Here is a 12,538-nt window from a genome sequence, read left to right as displayed (position 1 = left end):
CGGGAGGGGCCGGTCCGGACTCCTGCTACACAGCAATCTGCGTGACCAGCGGCGTGTTCACCCCGGCGTCGGCGCGTCGATAGGCTTCGATGGCATCGGACCAGGGTTCGATGGTCAGTCCGCTGCCCATCGCTTCCTGGTGGATGCTCTGCGCGACATAGCCGGCATTGGGAAGGGCGGTCAGCGGAACGGGACCGCCACTGACCGGGCTGGAGTCGTCGGTGGCGGAACCGATGGTGAAGGCGCCTGCCGACCCACCGGTGCCGCGGCTGCGTGAAGCCGTCGAGTCGCCATCGGCACGGCCGCTTCCCTGCAGCGCATCGCCGGTGGCCTCGGTCCCTTCCTTGTTCCGCTTGCGCTCGTCCTCGCCGGGAATCCGGCGGATCGGCTGAACGGCCGCGGCATCGCTCGCCAGCATCTGACGCAGCTTCGCAACGCCCGAGGTGGGCATCGCGCTGGTCGGTGCGGGGAGGGCGGCCAGTCCGGACAAGGGGTGGAAACCTCAGGGGGCGGGAAGGCGGGCGGCGGCATGGTCACGGCGGCCATGGGGCCGTTTCGATCTTGCACAAACCACACGCGATTCGAAACAGGGTAGTGGGGCAAATGTTCCGAAATGCTTAAAATGTCCATTAAATGTCCCGACGTTGCGACACCCTGACATCGACGAATGCTCGGCAGGACCGGAACCGGCTGTTACAGTGGCTCGTTCGATTGCGGACCCGCGTAACGACGGATGGCGCGCCGACCTTGCCAGCCCAGATCCCCGATCTTCCGACGAACCTCTCCGTCACCACCCGGACCATCGGGCCGGATCCGTCCATCGGCGACGATCTGTCGGCGCTGGCGCTGGAGCAGATGGATCAGGGCGTGATCCTGGTCGATGCCGACCTGACCGTGAAGGTGATCAACGGCCCGCTCTATGAACTGTTCGGCCTGCCGAGGGGATTTATGCCCGGGGCCGACTGCGCCCAGATGATCCAATTCCTGGCGCGCAACGGCGAATATGGCCCGGGTGATCCCGAAGCCATCGCCGCCCGCCATCTGGAGCGGGCACTGCGGGCCGATCCGCCCTTGTATGAGCATCGCCGGCCCGATGGCCGGGTGCTGGAGGTTCGGACGCGGCGCACCTCCGGCGGGGGCTTCATCCGAACCTACACGGACGTCACCGAGCGGCGCCGGGCGGAGGACGATCTTGCGAAGCAACGCCACCTGCTTCGTCTGACGCTGGAGAACATGGGGCAGGGCATCGTCCTGCTGGACCGCGACCTGCGCTACATTGCCTGGAACGGCCTTGCGCTTGACATACTGGGCGTGCCGGAGGACGTGATGCGCGGCAGGCCGCGTCTGCAGGACGTGATGCGCCACCAGATCGCCAGCCGGCTGGTGGAAATGCCGGCCGGCTCCCCCGATTTCGGCGACGATCTGGAAGCCAAGACGGCTTATCTGATGGAGCGGATCGGCCGGCCGGAGCGCGAGTTCGTCTATGCCCGGCCCCAGGGCGATGGCCGCTTCATCGAGGTGCGGGTGGTGCCGCTTCCCGACGGCGGGCAGGTTCGCACCTTCACCGACATCACCGACCGGGTCATCGCCGACGAGGCCGTTCGCCAGAGCCGGGAGATCCTGACCGGCGTCATCGACGCCATTCCCGCGCTGATCGACGTGAAGGACCGCGACGGCACCGTCCGGCTGACCAACCGCTTCTATCGCGAGATCTATGGTCCGGCCGAAATCCCGCCTCCCGGTCCGCCTGCCGACCGCGCCGCCGCGCTGGACCGGCTGGTGGTGGAGAGCGGCCAGGGCGTTCCCTTCCACGAGGACCGTGCACCCGACGGCGATGGCGCCATGCGCGACTGGCTGACCACCAAGATGCCGCTGACCGACGAGGGTGGCGATGTGACCCACATCGTCACCGTGGCGCTGGACATCACCGCCCGCAAGCGCGCCGAGGCCGAACTGCGCGACGCCCAGGCCAGCCTGATCCAGGCGGAAAAGCTGGCCTCCCTGGCCCAGCTGGTCGCCGGCGTGGCGCATGAGGTGAACACGCCGATCGGCGTCACCCTGACCGCCATCTCCCACCTTGGCGAGGAGGTCGGCCGCATCCGCACCCTGTTCGAGGAGAACCGCATCCGCCGCAGCGATTTTCAGGAGTTCCTGGACGTTGCGTGGGAATCGACCCGGATGATCCTGTCGAACGTGGAGCGCGCCACCGGCCTGATCCAGAGCTTCAAGCAGGTCGCCTCCGACCAGGCGAGCGGCGAGCGCCGTCCCTTCGACCTCGCCGCCTATGTCGACGAGGTGCTGCTGAGCCTGCGGCCCCGCCTGCGCCGCACGCGGGTGACGGTGGAACTGGACATCCCTACCGGCCTGATCGTCGACGGCTATCCCGGCGCCTTCGCGCAGGTGCTGTCGAACCTGATCATCAACGCCCTGGTCCATGCCTATGACGAGGGCGAAACCGGCCGCATCCTGCTGGCCGCCCGCGAGCAGCCGGCCGGCTGGATCGAGATGCACTATGCCGACGACGGCAAGGGCATCCCAGCCGACATCCGTCCCCGCATCTTTGAGCCCTTCTTCACCACCAAGCGCGGCATGGGCGCCAGCGGCCTGGGCCTGAGCATCTGCGCCAACATCATGACCGGCACCATGCGCGGCAGCATCGCGCTGGAGGATGGCGAGGGGAAGGGAACGCGCTTCGTGCTGCGGTTTCCGGTGGGGTAGGGAGGGGCCGGACAGGGGAGCGGCCATGCCATCCGCCCATCACGTCCGCATTCAGTGGCGCCGGGTTGGGAGATTCCGCTGGGATGTCGCAGCGAATAGGTTGGAATCTGCAAATTCCTTGCGAATTCGCAATGCCACCCACCCAACCAATCATTAGGCTGTGCTCATACACAAGACCACCGCCGCGCATCGCGGCACCGGAATGGAGCATACCTCATGGCAACCCATACCGACCTGAACGCCCCCGTCTATGAGCAGTTCAACCTCGGCATCTTTCTGCTCGGGTTGGTCGCTGCAGCGGCGATGCTGCTGATCCTGCCCATCGGCTTCATCTTCCACCCGAGCATCATCCTCTATGCGGCACTGCTCGGCACCGCGCTGTATTTCGTGGCGATCTGGATGATGACTGCCGGAGCCAAGTAGCTCCGAACAGGGCGGACCTGATGAACGGAAAGGCGCCCTCCCCACCATGAGTGGGGAGGGCGCTTTCGTGTCATTTCACCTCACCGGGACCCGATGCAGCCTTCTCACTCCGCCGCCAGCGGCTGCGGGGCGGCGACCGGCGCGCGGTAGGCCTCAAGCAGCTTGGCTTCCTTCGCCTTCGCCACCGACACGTTGCGGGCCTTCACAGGACCGTAGCCGCGCATCTCCATCGGCAGCTTGGCGATCTCCACCGCCAGATCCAGCTTCTCGCGGGTCAGGCCGTGCAGGACCTCGCCCATCACCGCCTCATAGTCGGCGATCAGCTGGCGTTCCTGGCGGCGCTCGGCGGTGCGGCCGAACGGGTCGAACTGGGTTCCGCGCAGGCGCTTGCCCTTGGCCAGCAGGCGCAGGGCGTGCAGCATCCACGGGCCGAAGGTCTTCTTCTTCGGCTCAGCCCCGTCCGCTTCGGCTTCGCCCAACACCGGCGGGGCCATGTGGAAGGTCAGCTTCCAGTCGCCTTCGAACATGCGCGCCACATTCTCGACGAAGCCGGTGTCGGTGTAGAGGCGCGCCACCTCATACTCGTCCTTGTAGGCCATCAGCTTGAAGTGGGAGCGGGCGACCGTCTCGGTCAGCACGGTGGAGCCGGGGATCTTCTGCTGCTCGATTCGGCGGGTCCAGTCGACCAGCGCATGGAAGCGGGCGGCATAGGCGGCATCCTGGTAATCGACCAGGAAGCGGTGGCGGCGGTCGATCACCTCCTCCAGGCTGCCCGACTGGCGGCGCTGGTCGAGCAGCAGCGACGGTGCGGTCTGCACCGGCTCCTGGGGCTTGGCGGCGGTCTCCACGGCTGCCAAATCGACGGCGGCGCGGCGGCCCCACTGGAAGGCGTCGAGGTTCAGCTTCACCGACACGCCGTTCAGCTCGATGGCCTTCAGGATCGACTCCTCGCTGAGCGGGACCAGGCCCTTCTGCCAGGCATAGCCCATCAGGAACGGGTTGGCGTAGATGCTGTCGCCCAGCAGCGCGGTGGCGAGCTTCGTCGCATCGAAGGCATCGACGTTGGACTCGCCGCAGGCCTTCTTGATGTCGCCGACCAGATCGCGCACCGGGATCACCATGTCCGGCTTCTTGATGAAGTCGGCGGTGATGCTGTCGTGAGTGTTGATGACGGCGCGGGTGCGGCCGGCGGTCATCTTCGACAGGCCGTCGCCCGCCGCCGCGACGATCAGGTCGCAGCCCAGCACCGCGTCGGCCCCGCCGGCGGCGATGCGGACTGAGTGGATGTCCTCCGGCGTGTTGGCGATGCGGATGTGGCTGGTGACCGCGCCGCCCTTTTGGGCGAGACCGGTCATGTCGAGCACGCCGACGCCCTTGCCCTCGATATGGGCGGCCATGCCCAGCAGAGCGCCGATGGTGACGACGCCGGTGCCGCCGACGCCGGTGACGTAGAGGCCCCACGTCTTGTCAAAGGCGGGGAGAGCGGGGGTGGGCAGGGTGGTGGCGTCGGCCGACTTCGCGGCGGCCGGCTTCGGCTTGCGCAACTGCCCGCCTTCCACCGTCACGAAGCTGGGGCAGAAGCCCTTGGTGCAGGAATAGTCCTTGTTGCAGCTGGACTGGTCGATCTGGCGCTTGCGGCCGAACTCGGTCTCCTGCGGAATCACCGACACGCAGGACGACTTGGCGGAGCAGTCGCCGCAGCCCTCGCAGACCAGCTCGTTGATCACCACGCGCTTGGCCGGGTCGACCATCTTGCCGCGCTTGCGGCGGCGGCGCTTCTCGGTGGCACAGGTCTGGTCATAGATCAGGACGCTGACGCCGGGGACCTCGCGCATCTCCTTCTGCACGCGGTCGAGGTCGTCGCGATGCTCGACGTTGCTGTATTGCGGCAGGCCGTTGTTGATGCCGTATTTCTCCGGCTCGTCGGAGACGACCGTGATGCGCTGGACGCCCTCCGCCCGCAGGACATTGGCGATGGACTGCACCGTCAGCGTGCCGTCGAAGGGCTGGCCGCCGGTCATGGCGACCGCGTCGTTGAACAGGATCTTGTAGGTAATGTTCACCTTGGCGGCGATGGCCTGACGGATCGCCAGGATGCCGGAATGGAAATAGGTGCCGTCGCCGAGGTTGGCGAAGATGTGCTTTTCCTCGGTGAAGGCGGCCTGACCGACCCATGGCACGCCTTCGCCGCCCATCTGGGTGAAGGTGTCGGTCGAGCGGTCGAGCCACGTCGCCATATAGTGGCAGCCGATGCCGCCGAGCGCCCGGCTGCCCTCCGGCACGACGGTGGAGGTGTTGTGGGGACAGCCGGAGCAGAAGGTCGGCTTGCGCACCACGCGCGCCACATGGGCCTTCTGCTTCTCCTGCGCGTCGAGGAAGGCGATGCGGCGGACGAGGTTCTCGTTCTCGATGAAGCGCTGCAGGCGGCGGCCGATCACCACCGCGATCTGGGCCGGCGTCAGTTCGCCTGCGCTGGGCAGGATCCACTCGCCCTGCTCGTCGAACTTGCCGATCACCTTCGGGCGGACGTCGGGGTTCCAGTTGTACAGCTGTTCCTTCAGCTGGTTCTCGATGACCGCGCGCTTCTCCTCCACCACGATGATCTCTTCCAGACCCTCGGCGAAGTGGCGGACGCCGTCACGCTCCAGCGGCCAGGGCATGCCGACCTTGTAGACGGTGATGCCCCAGTCGGCCGCCATCTCCTCGGTGATGCCAAGTTCGTCGAATGCCTGACGGACATCGAGATAGCTCTTGCCGGTGGTGACGATGCCGAAGCGCGGACGCGGGCTTTCCATCACCACCCGATCCAGCTTGTTGGCACGCGCGAACGCCAGGGCGGCGTACAGCTTGTGCTTCATCAACCGGTATTCCTGCTCCAGCGGCGGGTCGGGCCAGCGGATGTTCAGCCCACCGGCCGGCATCTGGAATTCGGAAGGGATGACGGGGGAGACGCGATGCGGATCGATGTAGACCGACGCCGAGGTGTCCACCGTCTCCGCAATCGTCTTCATGGCGATCCAGCAGCCGGAATAGCGGCTCATCTGCCAGCCGATCAGGCCGTAATCCAGGATCTCCTGCACCCCCGAGGGGTTCAGCACCGGGATCATGGCGTGCATGTAGGCGTGTTCGGACTGATGCGGGAAGGTGGAGGATTTGCAGTTGTGGTCGTCGCCGGTCAGCACCAGCACGCCGCCATGCTTCGACGTGCCGGCGGCGTTGGCATGCTTGAACACGTCGCCGGAGCGGTCGACGCCAGGGCCCTTGCCGTACCACATGGCGAAGACGCCGTCATATTTGGCGCCCTTGAACATGCCGACCTGCTGGCTGCCCCAGACGGCGGTGGCGCCCAGTTCCTCGTTCACGCCAGGCTGGAACTGGATGTGGTTCTTTTCCAGGAACTTGCGGGCGTTCCACAGATTTTGGTCGAACCCGCCCAGCGGCGAGCCGCGATAGCCGGAGATGAAGCAGCCGGTGTTCAGCCCGGCGGCGAGGTCGCGCTGGCGCTGCATCATCGGCAGGCGCACCAGCGCCTGGGTGCCGGTGAGATACACGCGGCCCTGTTCGAGCGCGTACTTGTCTTCAAGCGAGACAGTTGCCAGCGATACGGTTGAGGCCGCCATTCTTCATTTCCTCCCATCGGTCGGCAGCCTGGCAAACTCCATGGCGGAGTGCTGGGGCGCCGATTTGTTCGCTGGGCAAAAAGGTAATGAAGGCTGTCTTATATCGCAACGCCTGCTGCCGGCCTTCTTGCAAAAAGCAAGGAACGGCGCGGCAACCGGCGGTATTCCGTAACGGAGCGTATGGAAAGCCCTGCCTTGTGGAATTTCCTGCTCCGCTCCCTCTCGCCCAGACCCTCTCCAGACGATATGGGAGCGGACTCAGCGTCCCGTCAGGGGGGACTTGCCCGGAGGCGTCGGGCTGCCGCCCTCCGGCCAATTGCCGAAGTCGGTGTGGCCGCGGGCGGCCAGGGTGCGGACGCTGGCGCGCAGCGTGCGGATCAGGCACAACGCCACCGCCATCGCCTGTGTGCCGCCGTCGGAGCCCACCAGCCAGCGCAGCGCCGCGGCATGGGCCTGCAGGGCGTCGACATAGCCCTCCACATCCGGTTCTACCCAGGTGACGCAGGTGGACAGCGACGCGACGATCGACGACGCGGCGGAATCGCCGGCGGCGGCCAGCTGCAGGTCGGACAGTGCATGGCGCAGCCGGCTGCCGATGGGGTCGGGGCGGTCGATCGCCGCCTCCAGCTTGTCGAGCGCCAGCATCAGCCGGACCCGCTTGGGATCGTTGCTGCGCAGTGTTGCAGCGCCGGGGTCCGGCGGCGTTGCCGCGGGGGGAAGGGATGATGAGGCCGGCGGCGGCAGTTGCGCCGCGCCCCCCGATGCCGGCCGCAAAGCGGCGGGCTGGGGAGAGGATGGGCCGGAGCCGTCGGTGCGGCCTTCGTTTCGTGTTTCCGCACCGCCCGAACTGCCGCTATGGCTGCGAGGCGCCGTTTCGCGGCGGTTCAGCACCGCGTCGATGCGACGGGCCAGCGTCGCGGCGGGAACCGGCTTCGCCAGAACGGAATCCGCCCCGGCATCCCAGGCGCTGCGCACGGTGGCGAGGTCGGCATTTGCGGTTAGCACGATAATCGGCATGGCGGGACGCATGCTGTTCGCGGACTGGCGCACCCACTGGATCAACTGGGCGCCGCCCACCGGTTCCATGACCCAATCCGTAACCATAAGGTCGAAGACCTCGCGGCGCAGTGCATCCTTGGCCTCCTGGCCGTTGGCGACCGCGGTGATATGGCCCACTCCCCAAAGCCCCAGCATGTCCTTCAACGCCCGCTGGAGCAGCGGATTGTCGTCGACAATCAGGATTTTGATGGGAGAGGCGGGGCGCTTCGTCATGGAGCGGTTCCAATGATGCGGCTGTGTCTTCCCCATATCCGCCTCGCCGGACCCGATTTCATGGAGGGGGACGGGTAACCGACCAATGAGACGTCGCCTGCACCCTTCGGCAGCCACGGTTATCCCTGCCGCTCTTCGAAAGGGTTGCCTCGCGGAGCACGCACCCCTTTCGATGCCGGTCTCTCCCGGGCGGCATTTATATGAGAATACGCTGATGGGAATGGACGGGCCGCCGGACCGCTCCTATGATCCGGTTTCCTGGTCGATTGTGAAAGGGCGGTACGATGGACGGCGGATGCTGTGGCGGTTCCTGTGGCGGCGGATCCCCCCGGCCAACAGGCGGGGCGGGCGACCTGAAGCACACCATGCGGATGTCGATGGTGGTGCATGGGTTGCTCGGCGCCCTGCTGCTTGCCGCTGCCGATGCGACGCAGGCGGTTTCCCTGTGGGCGGCGGGGCTGCTGGTACTGAACCATGCGGCGACCAATGGGGTGGCGCTGGCGGGCATGGGCCATGCCCCGGAATGGCGGGCACGGCTGTCGGCCCTGCAGGGTGCGGCACTGGCGGGCGCCGCGGTGGCGCTGGTGGTCGTCGCCGGACGCAGCATCGCCGTCATGGCGTTGCCCGACGTACCGCTCGCCAGCCTTGCCCTGCTGTTTGCGATCGGCGTGACGGTGACGGCCGCGACCCTGCTGTTCGCTGGCCGGAGCGGCACGCTGACCCTGCGGGCGATCTGGCTGTGCGCGCGCAAGGATGTGTTGCCGCTGGGTGCCGGGTTGATCGGGCTGGCGGCGAGTTGGCTTCTGCTGGACGGCGCGCCCGACGCGCTGGTGGGCGCCGGCGTGGCGGCGATGCTGCTGCCGGCGGCTTGGGGATTGGTGCGGGGTGGGATGGTGGGTGAGGGCGGGTCCGCCCGGATGCACTAAACCCCCACCCAGCACCCCCCGCTCACGACCGCTGCCGCAACCGCTCCAGCAGCACTTTGGTCGCGAAGCCGTCCGGGATCGCACCGATCGACGCCTGGAAGCGGCGCACCGCGTTGCGCGTGTTCGCTCCCACGATGCCGTCCGCCGCGCCCGGTTCCATGCCCAGCGACGCCAGACGCTGCTGCAGGTCGATGCGCTCGTCGCGGCTCAGCGCCTGTTCCTCGCGCGGCCAGCCGCCCTGGACGCCGGGTTTGCCGGTCATGCGGTCGGCCAACAGGGCGACGGCCAGCGAATAGCTGGTCGACGGGTTGTAGCGCATGATCGCCCGGAAATTGTCGCGCACCAGGAAGGCCGGGCCGCGATGGCCGGCGAGCACCAGGACCGCCGCCGGCGCGTCGCCCGCCAACTCGGTGCCGTCCAGCGGCGCCACGCCCAGCCTGCGCCATTCCGACAGCGGTTTGGTGATGCTCAACTCGGCCTGGTCGTAAGGGAAGCCGTCCGGAAGCCGCACCTCCTGGCCCCAGGGCTCGCCCTGCTTCCAGCCATTGGCGAGAACGAATTTGGCGGTGGAGGCCAGCACGTCCGGCATGCTTCCCCAGATGTCGCGGTGACCGTCGCCGTCCTCGTCCACCGCGTTGCGCAGGAAGACGGTCGGCATGAACTGGGTCTGGCCCATGGCGCCGGCCCAGGAGCCGGTCATCCGCTCCGGCGCGATGTCGCCAGAATCGAGGATGCGCAACGCCGCCAGAAGTTCCGAGCGGAAATAGGCGGCGCGGCGGCCCTCGAAGGCCAGCGTCGTCAGTGCGTCGATGACCGAGAAGTTGCCGGTCGACTTGCCGAAATCGGATTCCACGCCCCAGAAGGCGACCAGGATCTCGCCCGGAACGCCGGTGCGGCGGGTGATGCGGGAAAGCAACGCCGCTTGCTCCTGCAACCTCCGCCGGCCGTCCTGGACGCGCTTTTCATTCACGGCGCTGTCCAAATACTGCCAGACTTGCCGGGTGAACTCGGGCTGGGACGAATCGAGTTCCACGACGCGGTCGGACAGCTTCACACGCTGGAACGCGCGGTCGAAGGTCTGCGGACGAATGCCCTGCGACAGCGCCTCCGCGCGCAACGCCGCCAGCCATTCGGCAAAGGAGACGGACTGCTGGACGCTGGCCTGCGCCTGGACGGCAGGCGGTGCCGAGGCGCCGGTGGCGGCCGGGCCGCCCGCAACCGGGGCGGTGGCGCCGGTGCTCTGGCAGCCGGCCATCAGCAGGGTGGCGAGAAGGAGGCGGGCGGGATGACGGAACGGAAGTCGCATGCGCTCGACCGTGATCGGAAGGGAAAGGCGGAGCGTGACCCTAGGACGCCCGGCCCCGCCGCTCAACCGCCAATTCACCGTCACCGGGGACGATGCCCCGGTTTGCATCGCGACCGGTCCGCGGCCCTGCTTGCACGGGGAGCGGCGCGGTCCATATCTCTTTTCGTACCCACAGCTTCGCGGCCCTCGCCCGGCGGGTCTTCGTCCTTTGATACCGCTTTCGCGTTGGGAGGCGGCACCCGGAGCACATGCCGGAACCCGCCCCGATCAGCCGCGTTGATTAGCTGCCGCTTCCATGAAGGGGCCGCCTTCTGCCACGGAACGCCAAAGGTGCCGACGCCATGAAAATCGTGATCTTCGGCTTGACCAACGGGTATCGCCACGACGGCGGCCACATGGTGCGGTGGCGAGCGCTGATCCAGGCGCTGGCGATCCGCGGCCATCGGGTGGTCGCGGTCGAACGGACCGGTCCCGCCGCGGCGACGCCCTGGACCATTCCCGGCGGCGACGTGCTGTCCTATGCCGATTGGGATGCCGTGGCGGTGGACGCGGCGGCACAGGCCGACGATGCCGGCGTGGCGCTGGTGGTGGCGCACGGGCCGGATGCCCGCGCCGCTGCCAATCTCGTCCGCAACTCCAAGGCCGTGCGCCGCGCGCTCTACGATCCGGAGGCTCCGGTCAGCCTGACGGCGCTGGAGGCCGGGGAGACTGTGGACCATCTGCCGGCGGACGGGCTGGGCGGCTTCGACATGGTCCTCGCCTCCTGCGGCGGGCCGGCGCTGGAGCGTTACCGGGCCAAGGCGGGTGCGGAGGCGGTGGTTCCGCTCTATCCCTGGATCGTGCCGGAAGCGGACAGGCCCGGCGACTTCAAACGGGAATATCTGGGCGACCTCTGCTGCATCGTCGCCGGCCCCGACGGCATTCGTGAGGGGTTGGGCAACTTCTTCATCGATCCGGCGCAACGGCTGACCCGGCGGCGCTTCGTGCTGGTGGGCACCGACCTGCCGGACGGGGTGCCGCGCGCTTCCAACATCCTGACCTTCCCGGACCTCGATCCGGCAGAGCATGCCAATGTCCTGGCTTCCGCCAGTCTGGCGCTGACGCTGGCGCGCGATGACGAGCGCAGGATCGGCTGGTGCCCCTCCGACCGGCTGTTCCTGGCCGCCGCCTGCGGTGCCGCCATCGTCGCCGACCAGTGGGAGGGGCTGGACAGCTTCTTCGAGCCCGGCCGGGAGATTCTGGTCGCCGCCCAGACCGACGACGTGACCACGGCGATGATGCTGCCGCGCAACCACCTGACCGACCTGGGCCGGCGGGCACGTAAGCGGGTGCTGGCCGAACACAGCGCCGAGAGGCGAGTGCAGGAACTGCGCAGCATCCTGGACCTGAAGGGCGGCGGCGACGACTGACCTGCCAGGCGGCGGCCACGGAGCAGCAGCTATGGGGATGCGGAAAGACGGGGAGCGGGCTATGGTCCGCTCCCTTATCTTTGTCCCAACCGGGGAACCTGCCGCCGATGCCGACCGTCACCATCCGCTCCGCCGTCGAGGCCGATTGCGCCACCATCCTGCGGTTCGTCCGCGAACTGGCCGAGTTCGAGCGCGAGGCCGACGCGGTCAAGGCCACGGAGGAGGATTTCCGCCGGGACGGCTGGGGAGAGCAGCCGCTGTTCGAGGCGCTGATCGCCGAATTGGACGGTGCGCCGGTCGGATTCGCCCTGACCTTCCGGAATTTCTCCACCTGGGAAGGGCGGCCCGGCCTGTATGTCGAGGACCTCTACGTCACGCCGGATGCCCGCCGCTATGGCGTCGGCCGCAAGCTGTTGGCCGCGGTGGCCCAACGCGCGGTGGAGCGCGGCTACCGTCGTGTGGATCTGAGTGTCCTGGACTGGAACCCGGCGCGTGGCTTCTACGACCGGGTGGGCTTCCGCCAGATGAAGGAATGGCTTCCCTACCGGCTGACCGGCGACGCGCTGTCGGCGCTGGCGGCAGAAGGGGACGCTGAGGCCTGACCGACCGGACGGGAGGGGCCGTCCGGAATGACCAGGGATCAGGCGGCGCGGTTCAGTGCGGACGCGCCGATGATCTCGGCATAGTCGGCGCGTTCATTGCGCAGGTTGGACAGAAGATCGACAAGACTGTCGCGGACGAACGCATCGTCCTGTTCCACGATGGTGTCTTGGGTCAACCGAATGAACTGGTCGAGAAGCGCGATGTGAGCCGCAGAGGATGCGTTGATCTTCTTCGAGTTGACGGCGCCGATCATGTAAATCT

General features: G+C 67.6%; 10 protein-coding genes. 5 read left to right on the top strand and 5 right to left on the bottom strand.

What is annotated here, in order from left to right; translation table 11 throughout:
- Window positions 1–25 precede the first annotated feature (25 nt).
- On the bottom strand, window positions 26–451 hold the full coding sequence (locus J2Y49_RS08385; protein ID WP_310113990.1) for a hypothetical protein: 426 nt from the start codon (window positions 449–451) through the stop codon (window positions 26–28).
- A gap of 296 nt (window positions 452–747) precedes the next feature.
- On the opposite strand from J2Y49_RS08385, the gene J2Y49_RS08380 reads away from it, so the two are divergent.
- Window positions 748–2,718 (top strand): PAS-domain containing protein, encoded by a 1,971-nt coding sequence (locus tag J2Y49_RS08380; RefSeq protein ID WP_310113989.1) that lies wholly within the window; start codon window positions 748–750, stop codon window positions 2,716–2,718.
- Window positions 2,719–2,934: 216 nt separating this feature from the next.
- Window positions 2,935–3,141, top strand: a complete 207-nt coding sequence (locus tag J2Y49_RS08375) for a hypothetical protein (RefSeq protein WP_310113988.1) — start codon at window positions 2,935–2,937, stop codon at window positions 3,139–3,141.
- 104 nt (window positions 3,142–3,245) lie between these two features.
- Here J2Y49_RS08375 and J2Y49_RS08370 read toward each other — a convergent pair whose 3' ends face one another.
- Together J2Y49_RS08370 and J2Y49_RS08365 are read right to left on the bottom strand one after the other, a co-directional pair.
- On the bottom strand, window positions 3,246–6,761 hold the full coding sequence (locus tag J2Y49_RS08370) for an indolepyruvate ferredoxin oxidoreductase family protein (protein WP_310113987.1): 3,516 nt from the start codon (window positions 6,759–6,761) through the stop codon (window positions 3,246–3,248).
- Window positions 6,762–7,019: 258 nt separating this feature from the next.
- On the bottom strand, window positions 7,020–8,033 hold the full coding sequence (locus J2Y49_RS08365; RefSeq protein ID WP_310113986.1) for a response regulator: 1,014 nt from the start codon (window positions 8,031–8,033) through the stop codon (window positions 7,020–7,022).
- A gap of 365 nt (window positions 8,034–8,398) precedes the next feature.
- On the opposite strand from J2Y49_RS08365, the gene J2Y49_RS08360 reads away from it, so the two are divergent.
- On the top strand, window positions 8,399–8,959 hold the full coding sequence (locus J2Y49_RS08360) for a hypothetical protein (RefSeq protein WP_310113985.1): 561 nt from the start codon (window positions 8,399–8,401) through the stop codon (window positions 8,957–8,959).
- Between the two features lie 22 nt (window positions 8,960–8,981).
- On the opposite strand, the gene J2Y49_RS08355 is transcribed toward J2Y49_RS08360, so the two are convergent.
- Entirely contained in the window at window positions 8,982–10,265 is a 1,284-nt protein-coding gene (locus J2Y49_RS08355) for a lytic murein transglycosylase (protein WP_310113983.1), read from the bottom strand.
- A 341-nt stretch (window positions 10,266–10,606) separates the two neighbouring features.
- Between J2Y49_RS08355 and J2Y49_RS08350 the strand changes: the two genes are divergently transcribed.
- Both J2Y49_RS08350 and J2Y49_RS08345 read left to right on the top strand, forming a co-directional pair.
- Entirely contained in the window at window positions 10,607–11,674 is a 1,068-nt protein-coding gene (locus J2Y49_RS08350) for a glycosyltransferase (protein ID WP_310113982.1), read from the top strand.
- A 107-nt stretch (window positions 11,675–11,781) separates the two neighbouring features.
- On the top strand, window positions 11,782–12,276 hold the full coding sequence (locus J2Y49_RS08345; RefSeq protein WP_310113981.1) for a GNAT family N-acetyltransferase: 495 nt from the start codon (window positions 11,782–11,784) through the stop codon (window positions 12,274–12,276).
- A gap of 38 nt (window positions 12,277–12,314) precedes the next feature.
- Here J2Y49_RS08345 and J2Y49_RS08340 read toward each other — a convergent pair whose 3' ends face one another.
- Window positions 12,315–12,530 (bottom strand): hypothetical protein, encoded by a 216-nt coding sequence (locus tag J2Y49_RS08340; protein WP_149223443.1) that lies wholly within the window; start codon window positions 12,528–12,530, stop codon window positions 12,315–12,317.
- Window positions 12,531–12,538: the final 8 nt, after the last annotated feature.

This window comes from Azospirillum sp. BE72, assembly GCF_031455875.1.
In the GTDB taxonomy this organism is placed as follows: Bacteria; Pseudomonadota; Alphaproteobacteria; order Azospirillales; family Azospirillaceae; genus Azospirillum.
Note: the sequence above shows the minus strand (reverse complement) of the source record. Positions and strands in the feature narration are given on the sequence as shown.